The 23,089-nt window shown below is 56.3% G+C and carries 17 protein-coding genes; 13 read left to right on the forward strand and 4 right to left on the reverse strand.

Annotation, left to right across the window (positions count from 1 at the left end):
• Positions 1-25: 25 nt before the first annotated feature.
• Positions 26-1,036, reverse strand: a complete 1,011-nt coding sequence (locus NQ842_RS11665; protein ID WP_257256890.1) for a LacI family DNA-binding transcriptional regulator — start codon at positions 1,034-1,036, stop codon at positions 26-28.
• Between the two features lie 151 nt (positions 1,037-1,187).
• On the opposite strand from NQ842_RS11665, the gene NQ842_RS11670 reads away from it, so the two are divergent.
• From NQ842_RS11670 to tyrR, 3 genes are all read left to right on the forward strand, one after another.
• Positions 1,188-2,585 (forward strand): YcjX family protein, encoded by a 1,398-nt coding sequence (locus tag NQ842_RS11670; RefSeq protein ID WP_013096419.1) that lies wholly within the window; start codon positions 1,188-1,190, stop codon positions 2,583-2,585.
• Complete coding sequence (locus tag NQ842_RS11675; protein ID WP_194516200.1) at positions 2,582-3,634, forward strand: YcjF family protein; 1,053 nt, start codon at positions 2,582-2,584, stop codon at positions 3,632-3,634. The genes NQ842_RS11670 and NQ842_RS11675 overlap by 4 nt, the downstream gene beginning before the upstream one ends.
• Before the next feature lie 113 nt (positions 3,635-3,747).
• Complete coding sequence (gene tyrR, locus NQ842_RS11680; RefSeq protein WP_014832123.1) at positions 3,748-5,289, forward strand: transcriptional regulator TyrR; 1,542 nt, start codon at positions 3,748-3,750, stop codon at positions 5,287-5,289.
• A 36-nt stretch (positions 5,290-5,325) separates the two neighbouring features.
• Here the strand turns inward: tyrR and NQ842_RS11685 are convergent, their stop codons facing one another.
• Together NQ842_RS11685 and tpx are read right to left on the reverse strand one after the other, a co-directional pair.
• Entirely contained in the window at positions 5,326-6,534 is a 1,209-nt protein-coding gene (locus NQ842_RS11685; protein WP_047361686.1) for an aldose 1-epimerase family protein, read from the reverse strand.
• 320 nt (positions 6,535-6,854) lie between these two features.
• Positions 6,855-7,361, reverse strand: a complete 507-nt coding sequence (tpx, locus tag NQ842_RS11690) for a thiol peroxidase (protein WP_014832121.1) — start codon at positions 7,359-7,361, stop codon at positions 6,855-6,857.
• A 106-nt stretch (positions 7,362-7,467) separates the two neighbouring features.
• On the opposite strand from tpx, the gene ycjG reads away from it, so the two are divergent.
• The gene (ycjG, locus tag NQ842_RS11695; protein WP_046887793.1) at positions 7,468-8,433 is read left to right on the forward strand and encodes an L-Ala-D/L-Glu epimerase; all 966 of its coding nucleotides are present in this window, start codon (positions 7,468-7,470) and stop codon (positions 8,431-8,433) included.
• On the opposite strand, the gene mpaA is transcribed toward ycjG, so the two are convergent.
• Complete coding sequence (mpaA, locus tag NQ842_RS11700) at positions 8,424-9,137, reverse strand: murein tripeptide amidase MpaA (RefSeq protein WP_096927920.1); 714 nt, start codon at positions 9,135-9,137, stop codon at positions 8,424-8,426. The two genes, ycjG and mpaA, sit on opposite strands and share 10 nt — an antisense overlap.
• 182 nt (positions 9,138-9,319) lie before the next feature.
• On the opposite strand from mpaA, the gene NQ842_RS11705 reads away from it, so the two are divergent.
• The 9 genes from NQ842_RS11705 to NQ842_RS11745 all read left to right on the forward strand — a co-directional run bounded on the left by NQ842_RS11705 (position 9,320) and on the right by NQ842_RS11745 (position 23,082).
• Positions 9,320-10,936, forward strand: coding sequence for an ABC transporter substrate-binding protein (locus tag NQ842_RS11705; protein ID WP_257256891.1), 1,617 nt, complete (start codon positions 9,320-9,322; stop codon positions 10,934-10,936).
• A 583-nt stretch (positions 10,937-11,519) separates the two neighbouring features.
• A complete protein-coding gene (gene tssB / locus NQ842_RS11710; RefSeq protein ID WP_014832106.1) occupies positions 11,520-12,011 on the forward strand; it encodes a type VI secretion system contractile sheath small subunit in 492 nt (163 codons plus the stop codon).
• 41 nt (positions 12,012-12,052) lie between these two features.
• A complete protein-coding gene (gene tssC / locus NQ842_RS11715) occupies positions 12,053-13,588 on the forward strand; it encodes a type VI secretion system contractile sheath large subunit (RefSeq protein ID WP_045903418.1) in 1,536 nt (511 codons plus the stop codon).
• A gap of 17 nt (positions 13,589-13,605) precedes the next feature.
• Positions 13,606-14,946 carry a type VI secretion system baseplate subunit TssK gene (gene tssK, locus NQ842_RS11720; protein WP_257256892.1) on the forward strand — a complete coding sequence of 447 codons (1,341 nt, stop codon included), beginning with the start codon at positions 13,606-13,608 and terminating at the stop codon, positions 14,944-14,946.
• A complete protein-coding gene (tssL, locus tag NQ842_RS11725; protein WP_257256893.1) occupies positions 14,943-15,635 on the forward strand; it encodes a type VI secretion system protein TssL, short form in 693 nt (230 codons plus the stop codon). The genes tssK and tssL overlap by 4 nt, the downstream gene beginning before the upstream one ends.
• Entirely contained in the window at positions 15,632-17,338 is a 1,707-nt protein-coding gene (locus tag NQ842_RS11730; protein WP_257256894.1) for an OmpA family protein, read from the forward strand. Before tssL ends, NQ842_RS11730 begins: the two co-directional genes overlap by 4 nt.
• Positions 17,339-17,343: 5 nt before the next feature.
• Positions 17,344-17,835, forward strand: coding sequence for a type VI secretion system effector Hcp (gene hcp, locus NQ842_RS11735; RefSeq protein ID WP_038985100.1), 492 nt, complete (start codon positions 17,344-17,346; stop codon positions 17,833-17,835).
• A 172-nt stretch (positions 17,836-18,007) separates the two neighbouring features.
• Positions 18,008-20,644 (forward strand): type VI secretion system ATPase TssH, encoded by a 2,637-nt coding sequence (gene tssH / locus NQ842_RS11740; protein ID WP_257256895.1) that lies wholly within the window; start codon positions 18,008-18,010, stop codon positions 20,642-20,644.
• Positions 20,641-23,082 carry a type VI secretion system Vgr family protein gene (locus NQ842_RS11745; RefSeq protein WP_257256896.1) on the forward strand — a complete coding sequence of 814 codons (2,442 nt, stop codon included), beginning with the start codon at positions 20,641-20,643 and terminating at the stop codon, positions 23,080-23,082. The genes tssH and NQ842_RS11745 overlap by 4 nt, the downstream gene beginning before the upstream one ends.
• The last annotated feature ends 7 nt before the right edge of the window (positions 23,083-23,089 follow it).

Here is a 23,089-nt window from a genome sequence, read left to right on the forward strand (position 1 = left end):
CACCAGGGGCTGTCTGCCCCTGGTTTTAGCGAAGAGAATCAGCGAACGAAAAGTGGGTCTCAATCAGCACCTTATGCGGGGCGGGTTTACCGGAGATACGCCTGAAAAGCAGGTCGCAGCTCTCTTCGCCCAGCTTGCGGGTGGGAATATCAAATCCAGCTGGCGCAGGCGTCAGAATCAGGGAGAGCATCGGGTCGCTGTAACCCGCCACGGCAACCTGCTCAGGTAGCATCAAATTTAATTCATCCGCAGCGCGATAAAGACTCAGCAATTTCATGCTGTCGGTGGCGAATACCGCATCCGGCGGGGTGGAAGAAGACAACAACTTAATGGCCGCTGAAAGTGCGCTCTCATGGGTATATCCGCCGTCAATGATCCAGTCCGGATTAACAGTAATATTATGCTTTTCCAGACTGGCTTTATAACCTGCAAGACGATCAATAGAAACGTGATAATCGAGAGGGGCGTGCAGGCAGGCAATTTTTTTGCGGCCGTTTTGAATAAACGTGTCGGTCAGCATCGCGCTGTCATGAAAATTGTCGGTGTCGACGGAATAAATATTCTGAAAATCACCTTCCACTTTCCCGATGACAACAACCGGGACGCCGTAGGCATCAAGTCGCGAGAAAAAGGCTTCATTTGCTGGCGAACTCAGCATAATGACCCCTTTAATCATTTTCTGCTTTATTTTGCTTTCGCATTTGAGCAGGTCATCTTCACTGCTCTTTGACGTTTGCAAAATAACATCAAACCCTTCCTCTTCTGCTTTTGCGGTTATGGCGTGCAGAACATCAGAGAAAAAAGGATTACCGGCGGTGGTTTTCGTTGAGCGGGTAGATATCACCATAATGGCGTCAAAGCCAGAAGAGGTCAGGGCGCGGGCAAGTTTATTGGGTTGATAATTTAATTCTTCAATCGCTTTTAGCACTTTCTCCCGTGCTTCAGGAGAAATATTGGTTTGTTTATTCAACACTCTGGACACGGTTGATTTTGAAACGCCAGCAACGCGCGCAATATCATAGATGGTGGGTGACATACACCTTACTCACTCCGGGACGGCAATGTCGTTCATCTTACTGGAGAAAAAACGACAATGGCAATAATTATGAATTGATAATCAACGATCTGCCCCCATTTATTGTATTCTGAAGCAAGTCATTCCAGGCTTCCAGCAACGAAGGACGGCGATGAAGCGACTTAAAAACGAACTCAATTCTCTGGTGAACCGCGGCGTCGATCGCCATTTGCGCCTGGCGGTCACCGGGCTTAGCCGCAGTGGCAAAACGGCGTTTATCACGGCGATGGTTAACCAGTTGCTGAACCTGCACGCCGGGGCACGCCTGCCGCTGCTCAGCGCGGTGCGGGAAGAGCGTCTGCTGGGCGTTAAGCGTGTTCCCCAGCGCGATTTCGGTATCCCGCGTTTTACCTACGATGAAGGGCTGGCACAGCTGTACGGCGACCCACCCGCCTGGCCGACGCCCACGCGCGGGGTGAGCGAAATCCGCCTCGCGCTGCGTTTTCGTTCCAATGAATCGTTGATGCGCCACTTTAAAGATACCTCCACGCTGTACCTCGAGATTGTTGATTATCCGGGCGAATGGCTGCTCGATTTACCCATGCTGGCGCAGGATTATCTCAGCTGGTCGCGACAAATGACCGGTTTGTTACAGGGTCACCGCGCGGAGTGGTCGGCAAAATGGCGACAGTTATGCGCAGGATTAGATCCGCTGGCGCCCGCAGATGAGAACCGCCTGGCGGCGATTGCCGAAGCCTGGACGGATTATCTGCATCAGTGCAAACAGGAAGGGCTGCACTTCATCCAGCCGGGACGGTTTGTTTTGCCGGGCGACCTGGCGGGTGCGCCTGCGTTGCAGTTCTTCCCGTGGCCCGACGTGGATGGCGTCGGAGAGGCAAAACTGGCGCAGGCAGATAAGCACACCAACGCCGGGATGCTGCGCGAGCGCTACAACTACTACTGTGAAAAAGTGGTGAAAGGTTTTTATAAAAACCACTTTTTACGTTTCGATCGTCAGATTGTGCTGGTGGACTGCCTGCAACCGCTCAACAGCGGGCCGCAGGCTTTCAACGATATGCGCCTGGCGCTGACGCAACTGATGCAAAGTTTTCACTACGGACAGCGTACGCTGTTTCGCCGCCTCTTTTCTCCGGTGATCGACAAACTGCTGTTTGCGGCCACCAAGGCCGATCACGTAACGGTTGATCAGCATGCCAACATGGTGTCGCTGTTACAGCAACTGGTGCAGGACGCCTGGCAAAATGCGGCGTTCGAAGGGATCAGCATGGATTGCCTCGGGCTGGCTTCCGTGCAGGCGACGCAAAGTGGGTTGATTGACCTCAACGGCGAGAAAATCCCGGCCTTGCGCGGGAATCGCCTTAGCGACGGCGAACCGCTGACCGTATATCCCGGCGAAGTGCCCGCGCGTCTGCCGGGGCAGGCATTCTGGCAGAGCCAGGGCTTCCAGTTTGAAGCCTTCCGCCCACAGGTTATGACCGTCGATCAGCCGTTACCGCACATTCGTCTGGATGCGGCGCTGGAGTTTTTGATTGGAGATAAATTGCGATGACGGAACCGTTAAAACCCCGGATTGATTTTACCGGGACGCTTGAGCAGGCGCAGCAGGAGGCCTTCAAAGCGGCGCAGACGTTCAGCGGCACGCAGGCGGAACATTTCGCCCCGGCGCTAACAGACGAGCCGTCCGTCGAGGAAGGCCAGGCGGAAGCAGTCGTTGAGGCTGCTTTACGTCCGAAACGCAGCCTGTGGCGTAAGATGGTCGCGGCCGGGCTGGCGCTGTTTGGCGTGAGCGTGGTTGGGCAGGGGATGCAGTGGGGTATCAACGCCTGGCAAACTCAGGACTGGGTGGCGCTGGGCGGTTGTGCCGCAGGGGCCCTGATCGTGGGAGCGGGCGTCGGGTCCGTTGTGACTGAATGGCGTCGGCTGTGGCGTCTGCGACAGCGAGCGCATGAGCGGGATGAAGCTCGCGATCTGCTGCACAGCCACGGTACCGGAAAAGGCCGCGCATTCTGCGAAAAGCTGGCGGCGCAGGCCGGGATAGACCAGTCACACCCGGCGCTGCAGCGCTGGTATGCCGCTATTCATGAAACCCAAAATGACCGGGAAGTCGTGACGCTTTACTCCCACATGGTGCAGCCTGTACTGGATGCTCAGGCGCGACGCGAGATTAGCCGCTCTGCCGCGGAATCAACGCTGATGATCGCGGTCAGCCCGCTGGCTTTGGTGGATATGGCGTTCATCGCCTGGCGTAACCTGCGGCTGATAAACCGTATCGCCAGTCTTTATGGTATTGAGCTTGGCTACTACAGCCGACTGCGGCTGTTTAAGCTGGTGTTGCTGAATATCGCCTTTGCCGGTGCCAGTGAGTTGGTGCGCGAAGTCGGCATGGACTGGATGTCTCAGGATCTGGCGGCTCGTCTCTCAGCGCGTGCCGCGCAGGGAATTGGGGCAGGGTTGTTAACCGCACGTCTGGGCATTAAGGCGATGGAAGTCTGCCGACCACTGCCGTGGATCGACGGAGATAAACCGCGCCTGGGGGATTTCCGCCGTGAATTGATTGGGCAGCTCAAAGAGACGCTCAATAAAAAACCGGTTCAGTAACCGGTTTGTTTACTTATCGTGCTGGCTGTCAATCTTTCTTGACAGCCATCTTCCGCATCACCGTGTTCTGACATATCATTTTAAGGTTATTGGCTTAAAACGGTGAATTTCCCATGCGTCTTGAAGTCTTCTGTGAAGACCGTCTCGGTCTGACCCGCGAGTTACTCGATCTCCTTGTTTTACGTAGCATTGATTTACGTGGCATTGAGATCGATCCTGTCGGGCGAATTTACCTCAATTTTGCCGAAATTGAATTTAATACGTTCAGCAGCCTGATGGCTGAAATACGCCGTATCGCTGGCGTTACGGATGTCCGCACTATCCCCTGGATGCCGTCTGAACGTGAACATCTCGCGTTGAGCGCCTTGCTGGAAGCCATGCCGGAGCCTTTCCTGTCACTGGATCTGAAAAGCAAAGTCGAGCGGGTAAACCATGCGAGCTGCCAGCTGTTCGCCCAGAGCCAGGACAAGCTCAGTCACCACCACGCCGCGCAGCTGATCCCGGGGTTTAACTTCCAGCGCTGGCTGGACAGTAACCCGCAAAATACGCACAGCGAGCATGTGGTGATCAACGGGCAGAATTTCCTTATGGAGATTACGCCGGTGTATCTGAAAGGGGAGAATGACGCCCGCGTACTGACCGGTGCCGTGATCATGCTGCGCTCGACCGTGCGGATGGGCCGTCAGCTGCAAAATCTCTCCAGTCAGGATGTGGGGGCGTTCAGCCAGATCATTGCCGTCAGCCCGAAAATGCGTCATGTAGTTGATCAGGCCCGTAAGCTTGCCAGTTTGACCGCGCCGCTGCTGATTACCGGCGATACCGGGACCGGAAAGGATCTGCTGGCCCACGCCGTACATCTGGCCAGCCCGCGCGCCGCAAAACCGTATCTGGCGCTGAACTGTGCCTCTATTCCAGAGGATGCCGTCGAGAGCGAGTTGTTTGGCCACGCCCCGGAAGGCAAGAAAGGCTTCTTCGAGCAGGCTAACGGCGGCTCTGTACTGCTGGACGAGATAGGCGAAATGTCGCCACGCATGCAGGCCAAACTGCTGCGCTTCCTGAACGATGGTACGTTCCGTCGGGTCGGTGAGGATCATGAAGTTCATGTGGATGTGCGCGTGATTTGTGCCACCCAGAAAAACCTCGTTGAGCTGGTACAGAAAGGGATGTTCCGCGAAGATCTCTACTATCGACTGAACGTGTTGACGCTAAACATTCCGCCGCTGCGCGATTGTCCGCAAGATATCATTCCACTGACAGAGCTGTTTGTGGCGCGCTTTGCCGACGAGCAGGGTGTACCGCGTCCGAAACTGTCAGCCGATCTGGGGACGGTGCTGACGCGCTACGGCTGGCCGGGTAATATTCGTCAGTTGAAAAATGCCGTCTATCGGGCGCTGACGCAACTGGAAGGGTACGAGCTGCGACCGCAGGATATCCTGTTACCGGATTACGATGCCGGAACGGTATCGGTGGGCGAAGAGGCGATGGAAGGCTCGCTGGATGATATTACGAGCCGTTTCGAGCGCTCCGTGCTGACTCAGCTGTATCGCAGCTACCCAAGCACGCGTAAGCTGGCAAAACGCCTGGGCGTATCCCATACCGCGATTGCGAATAAGCTTCGCGAATATGGACTCAACCACAAGAAGGGTGACGAATAACGATAAAAGCCTCTGTAAAGAGGCTTTTTTTCGCACTTACTCTTTCGCCAGAGGCGTGGTATCTACCTCGACTTTTGTTTCGCCCTGAATCCCCGCAATTTTCTGTTCAACCTCTTTCACCTGTTCCTTGCTGTGAAGCAGGGTATAGGTCAGGTCGAATTGCGTGCTGGCGCCAGGTTGTAACTGCTTAACGCGTTTCTGCTCGCGTTCAATGGTGACAGGATAGGCGTAGCTGGTTCCCGGCTCAATACCCGTGACATAACCCTGTTTAAGCGTGTCGGTATTTTTCCATAAGGTCAGGACAGGCAACTGCCGCGTGTCGAACTGAATTGACGCGCCTTTGTCTCCCGCCTTATTGATCACGGCTGCCAGGGTCTCATGGTTATTATCCGCGAGCGGTTTGATATTGAAGACCATTTCATCAAAGCCCTGAGTGGGGCCGGCGTAGGTTTGCCAGTTATCCAGACCCGCTTTAGCATAATCATTGAAAGGACCAATACTGGCTGCAGGTGCAAGGAAACGGGCACCTTCTTCGAGGATTGGCGTACCAAAGTTGCTGTGGTAGATAATCTGATAATCATGAGGATAATCAGCATGGTTGGTCAGAACATCATGCAGGCTGAACTGGTTGCTGCCCGGCACGTAGCGCAGTTCGGTCATGGTCTGCAAATCCGCTTTTTTAAACGTGCTCTCTTTAATTAAACCGCGAATGCGGATTTCATGTGGTGCGGCATCTGCAACCTCCACTTCCACCTGCGACGCTGGCGTATTTCCCGCCTTGCCGTGCAGGGTATAAATCTGGCCGTCTGCCGTGACCGGGTGGCCTGTCCATTCATAGCCACAGCGAACCATCATCTCGTTGAAACCTTCCAGCCAGCCAAGACCGTTTCGACTTTCCAGATTGATAAAGGCCGGATTCACGACCTCTTTCACCGGAGAGGACCATCCCATTTGGGTGCCAAAACCCTCGACATGCAGCAGATTCATCCCGCGCGTCGGGCTAAGGGTGATTGTCAGGCCGTTTTTACTGCTGATAACGATTACCTTGCTGCCTTCCTGCTTACCGCCATGCAGGACTTTTTGTTCGATGCTGAAAGGCTGACCCTGAAATTTCAGCTCATTGCTGGAAATTTTCCAGTTTCCTTTCTCCATGCTGCTTTCAGCGCTTGTCAGCACCCAGGTTTTAGCTGCAGCATGTCCAGAGATCAGTACCGCAAGGACCGTAAACGCCAGTTTTATCTTCATGTTCTATCCCTTTTGCTGAAACGATTTTTTATTTCGTAAGCAAATCTAATGTTTAGTCGGGGAGGGAAATGTGATGGGCTTCACTGGTGGAGAAGTTGCGTTTTTTTAACCTTTATTGTGTGTGAATGATCTCGTTTATGGCGAGTGTTTGCACATTTATTTCATAAAAAAGCGTGAGGTTATCCCAATGCAGCTTTAACGATTCAGCTGCGCGGGTAATAAAAAACCCCGCATCGGCGAGGTTTGGAAAGTAAGGTGTACTCTTAAATAAACCTTTTATTTCATTACATTGCTAAGCTTTATAGAATGCCTGCTAATGATCAGGCTTTCAGCGCGTCCAGCGCAGCAGTGTAATCAGGTTCAGTGGTGATTTCGTTGACCAGTTCGCTGAACACGACGTTATCGTTTTCATCGATCACCAGCACGGCACGCGCCGCCAGGCCTTTCAATGGGCCTTCAGCAATGCCTACACCGTATTTCTCAAGGAAATCCGGGCTGCGCAGAGTGGAGAGGGTGATGACGTTGCTCAGACCTTCTGCACCGCAGAAGCGGGACTGCGCAAATGGCAGGTCAGCTGAAACGCACAGCACCACGGTGTTGTCCATTTCAGTCGCCAGCTGGTTGAATTTACGCACGGATGCGGCGCACACGCCGGTATCAATGCTTGGGAAAATGTTCAGTACTTTGCGTTTGCCAGCAAACTGGCCCAGTGTGACGTCAGACAGATCTTTAGCCACCAGAGTAAAAGCCTGCGCTTTGCTGCCAGCCTGCGGAATGGAACCTGCTACAGCAACCGGGTTGCCCTGGAAATGAACGAGTTGTGACATAGATATCTTCCTGTTTACATATAGTTAACGTCGAGGCTAGTGTATGCCATCAGCGGATAACACGGCAAACCAATTTTTCGCCTTACCGGGCCGCAAGGAGTCAGTGATGAGAAGCGTTAAGGTCTATGAAGAAGCCTGGCCATTGCACACCCCGTTTGTCATCTCCCGTGGCAGCAGAAGTGAAGCAAGCGTGGTAGTGGTTGAAATAGAAGAAGAGGGGGTTAAAGGTGTTGGCGAATGCACGCCTTATCCTCGCTATGGAGAAAGCCTGGCCTCGGTGATGGCGCAAATTATGACCCTGGTGCCTGAGTTGCAAACCGGGTTAACGCGTGAGGCGTTACAGCAGCGTTTGCCTGCCGGCGCGGCGCGTAACGCGATTGACTGCGCGCTGTGGAGCCTGGAGGCGGCGAAGCAGCAGACATCCTTACCTGCGTTTGTCGGCGTGACGCTCCCTCAGGAAGTCATTACCGCGCAAACCGTGGTGATTGGCGAGCCGGAGCAGATGGCTGCCAGTGCAAAAGCGCTCTTTGAGGCTGGCGCCACGCTGTTGAAGGTGAAACTCGACGATCGCTTGATCAGTGAACGCATGGTCGCCATTCGCGCGGCGGTACCGGAGGCTACTCTGATTGTGGATGCCAACGAGTCATGGCATCCGGAAGGGCTGGCCGCGCGCTGCCAGCTGCTGGCCGATCTGGGGGTCGCCATGCTGGAGCAACCCCTTCCGGCGCAGGATGATGCGGCGCTGAAGAACTTTATCCACCCACTGCCCATCTGCGCTGATGAAAGCTGTCATACCCGCGACAGCCTCGACGGCTTAGCGGGCTGCTATGAAATGGTCAATATCAAGCTCGATAAAACGGGGGGGCTGACCGAGGCGCTGGCGCTGGCTTCCGAGGCGCAGGCGCAGGGATTTTCGTTAATGCTGGGGTGCATGCTCTGTACTTCCCGGGCGATTAATGCGGCGCTACCGTTGGTCAATCAGGTCAGTTTTGCCGATCTCGATGGCCCGACGTGGCTGGCGGTTGACGTTTCGCCAGCACTCACTTTCACCAGCGGAGTGCTTCATCTCTGAGGCTGCCAGCGCAGAAGATCTACCATCGCTTTCAGGTATTTTTCGCTGGCTTCGTCGGAAGATATCGGGGGGAATTCCGCGGTGATGCAGTGCAAATCCAGATCGGCGCACCAGCTACCAAATGACCCCGGTGTTTCATAGCCGACGCTGCTGACCAGAGGCAGGGCAAAGGCATCGGCAAGCCACTGTCCCAGCGCGGAGTGACGGGGATCTTCAATACAGGCCAGCGGATCGTGAAATGAGACAACCCATGCGGGGTGGATCTTGTGGATTAACTGACAGAGCGCTTGTGTTTCTGGCTCTGAGCCGGGTTTTTCTCCCGTCAGTAACACCACGTCACGCTCTTCAGCCGAGCTATTCCAGCGGTAGACCGTTTCACCCTCACGCCAGTTGGCCGCCGGGAAGTTGCGGTTTAAGTCTATCCCTCTCGCATTCGCCCTCAGCCCAAGCTGACAGCCATCCGGGTTGACGGTCAGGATCACATGATGCCGGCGTAGTGTCGGTGCAAGGGTGCGTAACGCGCAGGAGAGGGTGACAATCGAGGAGTTCTCATCGCCGTGCGTTCCCGCAATAATCAGGCCGCTATGACGATCGGCATCCGGTGCGGGAAACCAGATCAGCGGGGCACCTAAGAAAGAGTGGCCATAATGTTCGGTGCCTGGCGGGAAAGCGCCACGTTCCGTTCTTGGTCGGGTAACTGCCATAGGAAATCCTGATAAAGAAGAGCTTACTGGCAGTGTTGTGCAAAACTCGCGTTTAATCAAATAGTTTCATCGAAGGGCGAACATTGCCTGATATCAACTTTTCGGCATAAGGTATTTGCATTACGCTGTTTCGAAACAAATAATTACGCATCCGCGTATTACCGATTTTAAAAGGGGATCTCATGAAGCATCCTGTTTCGCTGCTTTTTACTGCGCTGTGCCTTTGCGGGCTATCGTCATATTCTTACGCTGCTGATGTGCCAAAGGGCACGGTACTGGCACAAAAACAGGAGCTGGTCAGACACATCAAAGACGAACCCGCATCTCTTGACCCGGCCAAAGCCGTGGGGTTACCCGAGATTCAGGTGATTCGCGATCTGTTTGAAGGCCTGGTCAATCAAAATGAGAAAGGGGAGCTGACACCGGGCGTGGCGACGCGCTGGCAGAGTAACGATAACCGCATCTGGACATTTACCTTACGTGATGATGCGAAATGGTCTGACGGTACGCCGGTCACGGCGCAGGATTTTGTCTACAGCTGGCAGCGTCTGGTTGACCCGAAAACCACCTCGCCGTTTGCCTGGTTTGCTGCTCTGGCAGGCATTAACAACGCTCAGTCGATTATTGATGGCAAAGCCGCGCCCGATACGCTGGGAGTCACGGCGGTGGATGCCAGAACGTTACGCGTTCAGCTCGATAAACCGCTGCCGTGGTTCAGCAACCTGACGGCAAACTTCGCGTTCTATCCGGTTCAGAAAGGGAACGTCGAAAGCGGTAAAGAGTGGACGCGTCCGGGATCCCTGGTGGGCAATGGGGCCTACGTGCTGAAAGATCGTGTGGTGAATGAGAAGCTGGTCGTTGTGCCGAATACCCACTACTGGGATAACGCGAAAACTGTTCTTCAAAAAGTGACGTTTATTCCGATCAACCAGGAGTCTTCCGCCACCAAACGCTATCTGGCAGGGGATATTGATATCACCGAGTCGTTCCCGAAAAACCTGTATCAGAAGTTACTCAAGGATATTCCCGGACAGGTTTACACACCGCCGCAGCTGGGAACGTATTACTATGCATTTAACACGCAAAAGGGTCCGACAGCCGATTCCCGCGTGCGTCTGGCGCTGAGTATGACCATCGATCGCCGGATTATGGCGGAGAAAGTGTTAGGTACGGGAGAAAAACCCGCCTGGCATTTCACGCCTGATGTGACGGCAGGTTTCACGCCAGAGACATCACTGTTTGAGCAGATGTCGCAGCAGGAGCTAAACGCACAGGCCAAAACCTTGCTGCAGGCGGCGGGGTATGGTCCTCAGCGTCCACTGAAGCTGACCCTGTTGTATAACACGTCAGAGAACCATCAGAAAATCGCGATTGCGGTGGCGTCGATGTGGAAGAAGAACCTGGGTGTAGACGTCAAACTGCAAAACCAGGAGTGGAAAACCTATATCGATAGCCGAAACACAGGGAATTTTGATGTGATCCGTGCGTCCTGGGTCGGGGACTACAACGAGCCATCGACCTTCCTGTCGCTGCTGACGTCCACCCACAGCGGCAATATCTCCCGCTTCAACGACCCGGCCTACGATAAGATCATCAATCAGGCGACGCTTGAAACCACCGCGGAAGCCCGTAATGCGGATTACAACCGGGCGGAGAAGATCCTCACGGAAAAAGCGCCAATTGCGCCGATCTACCAGTATACCAACGGACGTCTGATTAAACCCTGGGTGAAGGGATATCCGATCAATAACCCTGAAGACGTGGCGTACAGCCGTACGATGTATATTGTGAAGCACTGAAAAACGAGAGTCCGCTAATTTATTTCCCCTCCTGATACTGCGCTGGCCCGATATCACGTGCCAGCGCTTTTCTGTTCTTTGTCGATCGTGAAGACGGCGCTGCATTGATACTGTGTGTTACAGCGCTGGGTATTGCTCTGTTTTTTTAAATTAAGAGAAATATTCATATTTTGAATATATTCCATCTCGTAAAAAAACTGTCCATTATTGGACTTTTTAATGGGTGTCGCCTCTTGCGGAAGCGTGTAAATATTGATGCGGGTCATATTATTAGGTGGCGCTGTAGATATTTTCTCTCGTATTGATTTAAATCAATGACGTTGCTTTGTTTGGATATGGATCTTCATTTTTTTCACAGAAATAGCCACTTATACTGACTATTTTCGGCGTTGTGGTTGATATTTCTTTATGAAAAGGCACGCTGCAAACCATATTTTAACTAAATAGAGTAAAGTTCTTAAGGAATGTCTTAATTTGGGCTTTGGTTCCAGGTAGTTGATCTATTGCAGAGTTTTGTTCTAATATCGATTTATTCAGAAACGTCGTTAACTTCAACAAACATTCCTTAAGGAAAGGGACTGCTATGGCTGATACGTTCCAGAACGAGGTGCCTAAGGCACGCATTAATTTAAAACTTGCATTGCATACCGGAGGGGCGCAGAAGAAAGTTGAATTACCCCTTAAATTACTCGCTGTCGGTGATTTCAGTAACGGTAAAGAGAGCCGACCATTATCTGAAAGAAAGAAAATTAACGTCAACAAAAATAACCTAAACAGTGTACTTTCGGAATTTAACCCGGAGGTCAACATGACGGTTCCGAATACGCTGGCGGGTGAGCGTACGGAAGAGAATGTAACGCTGCGCTTTTCAGATATGAAAGATTTTGAACCCGAACAGGTGGCCCGACAAATTCCCCAACTTCGTGCCATGCTGGCGATGCGTAATTTATTACGTGACCTCAAGTCCAATCTGCTGGATAACGCCACTTTCAGAAAAGAGCTCGAGAAAATTCTTAAGGACCCGGCGCTGTCTCAGGAATTACGTAACGAAATGAGTGCCCTGGCCCCGAAATAAAAACGGGCGCGTCTTTTAATGGATTAAACGAGAGAATGCTGATGTCTGTTAATACTGAAAATGGCTCCGCGCAGGGGCAGACCACTGTGCTGGAAAAAGAGAGCGTCTACGCCTCCCTGTTCGACAAAATCAACCTGACCCCGGCCACAAGCCTGGGCGATATCAATGCGTTTCTGGACGATGCTGCACTGTCTGATGCTCCGGCAGGTGAGCGCCTGACGGCCGCGATGCAGGTATTTATGGACTGCATCCGCAAATCCGGCCAGCCTGTGGAAAAACTCGATAAAACCCTGATTGACCACCATATCGCGGAGCTGGATTTCCAAATCAGCCGCCAGCTGGATGCGGTGATGCATCATGCAGAATTCCAGAAAGTAGAATCCCTGTGGCGCGGCCTGAAGCAGCTGGTGGACAACACCGACTACCGCCAGAACGTGAAAACGGAAATTCTGGATGTGTCAAAAGAGGATCTGCGCCAGGACTTCGAAGATGCGCCGGAACTTATCCAGAGCGGCCTGTACTGGCACACCTATACCGCTGAATACGACACCCCGGGCGGCGAGCCGATTGGCTCGGTTATTTCAGCGTACGAATTTGACGCAAGTCCGCAGGACGTGGCGCTGTTGCGCAATATCTCGAAAGTCTCTGCCGCCGCGCATATGCCGTTTATCGGTGCCGTCGGGCCGAAATTCTTCCTCAAGGAATCGATGGAAGAGGTAGCCGCGATTAAGGACATCGGTAACTACTTCGACCGTGCCGAATACATCAAATGGAAATCGTTCCGCGACACCGACGATGCCCGTTATATTGGCCTGGTGATGCCGCGCGTGCTGGGGCGTCTGCCTTATGGTCCGGACACGGTGCCGGTGCGCAGTTTCAACTACGTTGAGCAGGTGAAAGGTCCGGACCACGAAAAATACCTGTGGACAAGCGCCTCTTTCTCCTTCGCCTCCAACATGGTGAAGAGCTTCATCAACAACGGCTGGTGCGTGCAAATTCGTGGCCCGCAGGCTGGTGGGGCCGTGAAAGACCTGCCGATCCACCTGTACGATCTGGGTACCGGCAACCAGGTGAAGATCCCGTCAGAGGTGATGATCCCGGAAACCCGCGAATTTGAATTCGCTAACCTGGGCTTTATACCGCTGTCGTACTACAAGAACCGTGATTACGCCTGCTTCTTCTCGGCGAACTCGGCGCAGAAACCGGCGCTGTACGACACCGCCGATGCCACCGCCAACAGCCGCATCAACGCCCGTCTGCCGTATATCTTCCTGCTGTCGCGCATCGCGCATTACCTGAAGCTGATTCAGCGCGAGAACATCGGCACCACCAAAGATCGCCGTCTGCTGGAGCTGGAACTCAATACCTGGGTACGCAGTCTGGTGACCGAAATGACCGATCCGGGCGACGAACTGCAGGCCTCGCACCCGCTGCGCGACGCGAAGGTGGTGGTGGAAGATATCGAGGACAACCCGGGCTTCTTCCGCGTGAAGCTGTTCGCGGTGCCGCACTTCCAGGTGGAAGGCATGGACGTGAACCTGTCGCTGGTGAGCCAGATGCCGAAAGCGAAAGCGTAAGTTTAGGCAGGAAGCCAATGAAAACGGAACAACCGTTATGGGGCAGGGGCCAGATGGTCTCTCCCCAACACTTCCAGCAACAGGCCGCGTATGCGGCCTGGTCTGCGGAATGCATCGCCCGGTTAGGTCTCTCCCATCCCTGGGGAGTGATTGATGCCACTTTCGAACCGGATGCACTGAAACTGGGCCGCCTGCAGGCTCGTCATCTGCACATTCGTTTCCCTGACGGGACGCTTATCGACACTGATAATGCTGACGATTTGCCGCCGGTGCTGGCGCTTGAGAGTGGATCACAGGATGCGGTGGTGGTGCTGGCCCTCCCGCTGCTGCGGGCGAATGGCGGCAACTGTCTTACACCCGATGCGGTGGCCGAACGCCCTGTTCGCTATCGCCAGCGCTGGCGGGATATCCGCAACGCTTATGGGGACGACACCCGCCAGATTGCGGTGATGAAACCTGAGTTGACGCTGCGGTTTGCCTGTCAGGACAACAGCGATTATCTGACCTGCCCGGTTGCCCGCCTGCAGCAGGATTCGCAGGGGGCATGGTTACTGGATGAGACGTTTCTTCCGCCACTGCTGGCTCTGCAGGGCAGTCGCTGGCTGATGACCCAGCTGGAACAGCTGATGAGCCAGCTACGTGTACGCCTGAGTCGGCTGATGGCCATGCGCCGGGAAAGTAATGAGCGGATGGCCGATTTTGCCGTGGCGGATGTGTCCCTGTTCTGGCTGCTCAATGCCCTGAACAGCGCTGAACCCGTGCTCGGACAGTTTCAGCGCCACCCGCAAAGCCCGCCGGAGCGTCTGTATCCGGAACTGGCACGCCTGGCGGGCAGTCTGCTGACTTTCTCGCTGGAGCATCAGGTGAGTGCGATCCCGGTCTGGCAGCACGAGCAACAAAATAACGTATTCCCGCCGCTGTTTGATTTACTGGGTGACCTGTTGGAAGCCAGCCTACCGTCGCGGGTGGTAGCGATTGAGCTTGAGCATGATGCCCGGCTTCACTTCTGGCAGGCCCGTCTGCATGACCCACGTCTGCGTGAAGGGGCTGATTACTACCTCTCGGTGCGTTCAACGGTACCGGTGGCACAACTGCAGGAGCAGTTCCCGCGCCAGTGCAAGATCGGCAACCCCGATCATGTCAGAAGTATCGTCAATTCATCGCGGGTCGGCGTGCCTCTGACGCCGCTGCGCCATGTACCGGCAGCCATTCCGTTACGTCTGGAAAATCAGTATTTCAGTCTTGATGTCTCTCATCCTCAGGCCACTGAAATGCTTCAGGGCGGTACCTGCATGTTTTACGTTCCGGGCATGCTCGGCGAGCCTGAACTTGAACTCTTTGCGGTGTTGAGAACATGAGTGAACGTAAACGCGGCACTGCCGCGGCCATTGATATTGATGCCCTGCTGCAGGACACCTGGCTTCAGGTGATCAGCCTGCGTCACGGTCCGACGTTTCAGGAGGGCGAAGGGCGCACGCTGTGGGAGCGCTGTATTGCTGATGTCGAACGTGTGCAGCGTGAGCTGAAAGCGAGCGAACTCGATGAAGCCAGCTGTCAGCATATTCTTACCGCACAGTGCGCCCTGCTCGATGAGGCGGTGAAAGGTCGTGGTGTGGAAGATGACGCCTGTGTGCAGTGGTATGACATTCCCCTGCAGGGGCACTTCCTCGGCACTATGGACGCCGGCGACACACTGTGCGATCGGATGCGCGATGTGCTGCGTGAACCAGCGCCTGACCATGTCGTCGTGACCTGCTTCCAGCGGGTCATGATGCTGGGTTTTCTCGGCAGTTACCGCTCATTGAATGACCCGGAGCGCCAGAAGCTTGTCAACGCACTCAGTGAATATGTCACACCGTTCAGCTATCCACAGTCCTACCCCGTACTGGCGGAAAGTCATACCGGGCGGGGAATCATGGGCGGCTGGCTGGCGTCATGGCCCGTACGTATTGGTCTGAGTGTGATAGTGGTCGCTGCACTCTGGTGGGGACTGGATCGCTGGCTGGATCAGTTGCTGCTAACCCTGTTGCCGGGGGCCGTGAAATGAGTCCTGCACAACGGCGCGGGCTGGCGTTGTGGGCCGTCCTGCTGAGTGCCGTGGTCTGCCTGAGTTTTCTGCCTGTATCCAGGTGGGTTTCTGTGCTCATTCTGTTGGTGGTACTGGGGCTTATCGTGGCGTTCTGGACTGTCGCCAGTCGCCGTGAACAGCATGATGTCACCCTGCGCCTGGAGGACCTGCCTGACGCTACTTACCGTCAGCCCGTAGTGCTGGTTTGTGGCGATCTGCCTCTGGCCTGGCCGCATTCGTCACCGGTACTCACTGTCACGCAGGGATGCTGGATCCGCGTGGAGGATCATCATGATCTGGCGCAGGCCGCCCGTCAGATACTGTGGTTACGTCCTGACTGGGGACGTCAGCTTTCGGTGATGATCAGCGTCTGCCCGCAGCAGCACCCTGACAGCGAAGCCCTGACCAGTCGACTGCTGACCCTGCGCTGGCACATCAGCCAACTGCGTAAAGCAACCGGTCACTCTGTGCCGCTGGTACTGAATGGTCAGGTCGGCAGCGCGATGACGAATGACATGTTCTGGCAGGCGGTTTTCCCGGGAGAACGGGTGAGGGTCTGGCGTGAATCTTCAGCCCCGGGTTCTGTTGCTGAATGGGTTACCTCCGGCGGAACGCCTGCGGTTCAGCAACAGGTGCTGATGAATAGTCTGATGAACTGGTTCCGTCAGCATGTCCAGGCAGTCTTTATGGATGAGAACCCCGATGTGCCGGTCATTGCACCTGTTGCGGTGCTGTGGGGAATGGGGCCGATCCTGGCCGGAAGCCTGGCCACATCGGCCTGGACGACGTGGCTTTCCCGTCACACCGCGATGCAGCAGGTGTCTGGCTGGCAGCCAGTGGGAACGGACAGTACGGTCATCTCCCTGTTCCCGGATTTTATTCTGCCATTACTGCCGGAAGGGCGGGGCCTGACACCGCGTGAGCGAACCTGGCGTTGTGCGCTCGGGATTTTCACGCTAGCGGCCATTGCTGCACTGCTCAGCAGTGGCTGGAACAACCGCCAGCTGCTGCAACGCGTGAGCTTCGATATTGTCCGTTACAACAGCATCGCCATGGATGATTACGGTCCTAAAGCCAGCGCCGTACAGGTGCTGCGCGAGGATGCGGCGCTGCTGGATGAGCATGCACGGAATGGTGTACCGGCCCGGCTGGGCCTGGGGCTTTATCGGGGGGGACGTCTGCGAATACCGGTGCTGGAAGCGATCCGCTCGTATGTGCCACCACCTCCTCCACCGAAGCCTGTGGAAAAGGTCGCGCCGAAAATCATCCGCCTCGACAGCATGTCGCTGTTCGACACCGGCAAATGGGCGCTGAAACCCGGCACCACGAAGCTGCTGGTGAATTCGCTGGTGGGCATTAAGGCGAAGCCCGGCTGGCTGATTGTGATAGCGGGTCATACCGACAGCACGGGCGATGACCCGTCCAACCAGGTGCTGTCGCTTAAGCGTGCGGAGTCTGTGCGCAACTGGATGCGCGACACCGGCGATGTGCCGGAGAGCTGCTTTGCGGTGCAGGGCTACGGCGAAAGCCGTCCTGTCGCCACCAACGACACGGCGGAAGGCCGGGCGCTGAACCGCCGTGTCGAAATCAGTCTGGTGCCGCAGGCGAATGCCTGTCAGCTGCCGGGCAACACACCCGCGCCATCGCAGGATGATGGCGTCTCAAAAAATGAAATGGAGTAATTAACATGGCAATTCCTGTTTATCTGTGGCTGAAGGACGATGGCGGCGCGGACATCAAAGGTTCCGTGGACGTTCAGGATCGTGAAGGCAGCATCGAAGTGGTGGCTCAGGAACACAACCTGTACATCCCGACCGACAACAACACCGGCAAGCTGACCGGCACCCGTATCCACACGCCGTTCCTGTTCACCAAGGAGATCGACTCCTCCAGCCCGTATCTGTACAAGGCGGTGACCACCGGCCAGACCCTGAAATCGGCTGAGTTCAAGTGGTACAAAATCAACGATGCCGGCCAGGAAGTGGAGTACTTCAACACCAGACTGGAAAATGTGAAGGTCGTGAAGGTGAATCCGGTGATGCATGACATCAAGGATCCGTCTTTCGAGAAGCACAACCATCTGGAGCAGATTGAGCTGCGCTACGAAAAAATCACCTGGACCTACAAGGACGGCAACATCATTCATTCCGATTCCTGGAACGAACGCGCCACCGCCTGAGTCTTGTGCGGACGGGTTTTCCCGTCCGCCGTTTTTGCTGAACGCCTGTAACCGCGGACGTTCAGCAAAGAAAAACACAATCTGCCTGCCCGACCTTATGCGCTTTGGGTTCCTGAATACCAGGAAAAGCGACGGGCGGTAGCGTGTCCGGAACTGATAAAGAGAGAGTCTCATGGAAAATCCAGCCAGCCTGTTACGTCGTCTGAACCCCTACTGCGCCCTTGCGATGGAAGGCGCGGCCTCCCTGTGCCAGACCCGCGCCCATGCGGAAATCCTGCCCGAGCACTGGCTGCTGAAGCTGCTGGAGCAGGGTGAAGGCGATCTCACCGTGCTGGCCCGCCGTTATGAATGGGATATGGACGGGATATGGCAGGATTTGCTGAATTTTCTGGAGAAGCTGCCCCGTTCAGTGCGCAGCCGCCCGCAGCTTTCGGACAGCACTCAGACCCTGATGCAGGACGCGTGGCTGCGCGCCTCGCTGGCAGGCGAAGCGCAGATCCGCAGCCAGCACCTGCTGATGGCGCTGGTGGACAGGCAGAACCTGGTACGCTGCGACGGTTTATGGCCGCTGCTGACGCTGGGGGTGAGCCAGCTTGAGCGTCTGCGACCGCTGCTGGATGCACAGTCAGATGAGCGCGAAGAGGTACAACAGGAAGAAGAACTGGCGCAGGGCGGCAGCGTGCCGCTGTCCGGCAGTGAGGTGAAAGAGGGCGAACTGTCACCTGCGTTACAGAATGCACTGGATAAATTCACCCTTGATGTCACCGCTAACGCGCGTGAGGGCAAAATTGACCCGGTTTTCGGCCGTGATACGGAAATCCGCCAGATGGTGGACATTCTCTCGCGGCGTCGCAAGAACAACCCGATTCTGGTGGGGGAGCCGGGCGTGGGGAAAACCGCGCTGGTCGAAGGGCTGGCGCTGCGCATCGCCGAAGGGAATGTACCGGAAACCCTGAAAACGGTGAGCCTGCGCACGCTGGACCTCGGTCTGTTACAGGCGGGGGCAGGCGTGAAGGGGGAGTTTGAACAGCGCCTGAAAAACGTCATTGATGCGGTACAGCAGTCTCCGTCCCCGGTGCTGCTGTTCATCGACGAAGCGCATACCATTATCGGCGCAGGCAACCAGGCGGGCGGCGCGGATGCGGCCAACCTGCTGAAACCGGCGCTCGCCCGCGGCGAACTGCGGACCATCGCGGCCACCACCTGGAGCGAATACAAGCAGTATTTTGAGCGCGACGCGGCACTGGAGCGGCGTTTCCAGATGGTGAAGGTGGACGAGCCGGACGACGACACCGCCTGCCTGATGCTGCGGGGGCTGAAATCCCGCTACGCGCAGCACCACGGGGTGCACATTACCGATGAGGCGGTCAGGGCGGCGGTGACCCTTTCCCGTCGTTACCTGACCGGCCGTCAGTTGCCGGACAAGGCGGTTGACCTGCTGGATACCGCCTCGGCCCGCGTACGTATGAGCCTCGACACCGTGCCGGAGACGCTGACCCGGATGAAGGCGCAGCTCACGGCACTGGCGATGGAAAAGCAGGCGTTACTGGAAGATATCGCGGTGGGTAACCTCACCCACGGTGAACGTCTGGCGGCCATCGAACAGGATGAAGTCAGCATTATTCTGGAGCTCGACGAACGGGAAGCGCAGTACGGCCAGGAGCTGAAAATCACGGAAGAACTGCTCGCCTGCCGTGCGGACCTTTCCCGTCAGGCGGAGATTGCCGGCCTGCAACAGCAACTGAGTGAAGTCCAGCAGGGTAACCCGCTGCTGGGGCTGGATGTGGACGCGAGTACTGTCGCCACCGTGATTGCCGACTGGACCGGTGTGCCGCTCTCCTCATTAATGAAGGATGAGCAGACGGAACTGTTACGCCTCGAAGAGCACCTCGGTAAACGCGTGGTGGGCCAGGACGCGGCGCTGAGCGCCGTGGCACAGCGCCTGCGTGCATCCAGAGCCGGCCTGACGCCGGAGAACGGGCCGCAGGGCGTCTTCCTGCTGGCGGGGCCGAGCGGTACAGGGAAAACCGAAACTGCGCTCACACTCGCCGATGCGCTTTATGGCGGCGAAAAGTCGCTGATTACCATCAACCTCTCCGAATACCAGGAGCCGCACACCGTGTCCCAGCTCAAGGGTTCCCCGCCGGGCTACGTCGGTTACGGTCAGGGCGGTATTCTGACTGAGGCGGTGCGCAAGCGCCCGTACAGCGTGGTGCTGCTGGACGAGGTGGAAAAGGCCCACCGTGACGTGATGAACCTGTTCTATCAGGTCTTTGACCGCGGCTTTATGCGCGACGGCGAGGGGCGTGAAATCGACTTCCGTAACACGGTAATTCTGATGACCTCGAACCTCGGCAGCGACCACATCATGCAACTGCTGGATGAACAGCCGGAGGCCACCGAAGGTGACCTGCACGAACTGCTGCGCCCAATCCTGCGTGACCACTTCCAGCCAGCCTTACTCGCCCGTTTCCAGACGGTGATTTACCGTCCGCTCACGCAGGAAGCCATGCGTACCATCGTGGAGATGAAGCTCGCACAGGTCAGTAAGCGCCTGAACCGACACTACGACCTGACCACGCAGATTGACGAGAGCCTGTATGACGCCCTGACCGCCGCCTGCCTGCTGCCGGACACCGGGGCGCGCAACGTTGACAGCCTGCTGAACCAGCAGATTTTACCGGTGCTGAGCCAGCAGTTGCTGACGCATAAGGCGGCGGGGCAAAAGCCACAGCACCTGACCCTGAACTGGAGTGAGGAGGCGGGGATCGGACTGGAGTTTGACTGCACAGAAGGAGTGCACGCATGAGCAGTAATCCCCCGCTGAGATTCAGCCACAGCCATCACCTGCTTTCGGTGAAGGGCTGTGACGCAGGGCTTGATGTGCTGGCGTTTGAGGGCGATGAAGCCCTGAGCAAACCCTTCCGCTACCGTATTGAATTCACCAGCGCGGACCATGCCATCAGCAAAGAGATGATGCTGATGAAAGCGGCTTCCCTGACGCTGCAGGCTCCGGTTGACCAGGGTTACGGCATCAAAATCCAGCAGCCCGTGCGGGTGATACAGGGGATGGTGAGCGGGCTTGAGCGCCTGGGCACCTCAAAAGATGAAACCCGCTACGCGGTAACGCTTGAGCCGCGTCTGGCACTGCTTGACCGCTCGCACCAGAACGCCATTTACCAGGACATGTCCGTCCCGCAGATTGTGGAGAAAATCCTGCGCGAGCGCCACGGCATGCGCGGCCAGGATTTCCTGTTTTCGCTCACCAGAGAGTATCCACGCCGTGAGCAGGTGATGCAGTACGGTGAGAACGACCTGCACTTTATCACCCGCCTGCTGGGTGAAGTCGGTATCTGGTTCCGCTTCACCACCGACACGCGGCTGAACATCGACGTGGTGGAGTTTTACGACAGCCAGCAGGGGTATGAGAAAGGCCTGACGCTGCCGTCGGTGCCGCCGTCCGGGCAGCACTCACAGGGTGTGGACTCGGTGTGGGAAATGAAGAGCCACCATAACGTGGTGCAGAAGGCGGTCAGCACCCGCGACTACAACTACCGTCAGGCCACGGAAGACATGAATACCCTGGTGGATGCGACCGGCGGGGATACCACCACCTGTGGTGAGGCCTATCACTGGGCCGATAACTACCTGACACCCGGCAGCGCGTATGACCGCAACCCGGCGCCGGAGTCCGGGGCGTTTTACGCCCGCATTCGTCACGAGCGCTACCTGAATGGCCAGACGAAGACCAGGGCTTTCACCAGCTGCCCGGTGCTCTCTCCGGGGCAGGTAGTGAAAGTCACCGGTGGGTACGAAGTGGCCGAGGTGTTTGCGCAGGGCGTGGTTGTCACGGCGATGCACAGCCATGCCCGGCGTGATGAAGATTTTGGCGTCAGGTTTGACGGTATCCCGGACAGCCCTGATTTTTGTTTCCGCCCGGCGCCAGGCAGCCGTCCGGTGATGGCCGGCACCTTACCGGCCCGCGTCACCAGTACCACCGAAAATGACACCTACGGGCATATCGATAAGGACGGCCGCTACCGCGTCAACATGCTGTTTGACCGGGACAACTGGGAGACCGGATTCGAGAGCCTGTGGGTCCGTCAGTCCCGCCCGTATGCCGGCGACACGTACGGCCTGCACCTGCCGCTGCTGGCGGGTACCGAGGTGGCGATTGGTTTTGAAGACGGCAACCCGGACCGGCCGTACATTGCCGGCGTGCTGCACGACTCGGCGCACGGTGACCACGTCACCATCCGCAACTACAAACGTAACGTCCTGCGCACCCCGGCGAACAACAAAATCCGCCTCGACGACGAGCGCGGGAAAGAGCATATCAAGGTCAGCACGGAATACGGCGGCAAGAGCCAGCTGAATCTCGGCCACCTGGTCGACAGCGAAAAACAGCAGCGCGGCGAGGGGTTTGAGCTCAGGACGGACAGCTGGGGCGCCATCCGGGCGCAGAAAGGGATTTTTATCAGTGCTGACGGCCAGGCCAGGGCGCAGGGCCAGGTGCTGGAGATGCAGCCGGCGGTCAGCAATCTCGGCGATGCCCGGGAGCAGATGACAGCCATCTCCGGTGATGCGCAGAAGGCGACCGCGAACCCGGCCGATCTTCAGGCGCAAATCACCCTGCTGGAACAGCAGCTGACAGATCTCAAAAAATCGGTGCTGTTGATGAGCGCACCGGACGGTATGGCACTGACCAGCGGACAACACCTGCAGGTATCGGCCGGGCAGAACCTGATTGCCACGGCCGGTAAAAATGCGGACATCAGCGTGGTGAAAAATCTGTTCATTGGGGTGGGCAATGCCCTGAGCGTGTTTGTGCGCAAACTGGGGATCAGGCTCATCGCGAACCAGGGGGCGGTGCAGGTACAGGCACAGAACGATCTGATGGAATTGCTGGCACGAAAAGCAATCAGCATCGTCAGCACGGAAGATGAAATCCAGATCCTTGCGAAGAAGAAGATCACGCTGAACGGCGGCGGGAGCTATATCACGCTGGATGCGAATGCGATTGAGGCGGCGACGCTCGGGGATTACCGGACACGGGCAGGATTTTATGATCGTCAGCAGAAGGCAAATAAACCAGAAGATTTTCCGAGTGTTGCTCCGGTAGTAGCAGAGCCTGCCAGCTCCGGTAACAACCAGCAAGAAAAAACAGACAAAGATGAAGATGTCCCGGGTGCTGGTCCTGCTGGTCCGGAAGCAACAGCGCCAGCCAGTTATTTCCTTTTTTCCTGACACGGAG

The organism is Enterobacter cloacae complex sp. R_G8, assembly GCF_024599795.1.
Classification (GTDB): Bacteria; Pseudomonadota; Gammaproteobacteria; order Enterobacterales; family Enterobacteriaceae; genus Enterobacter; species Enterobacter dissolvens.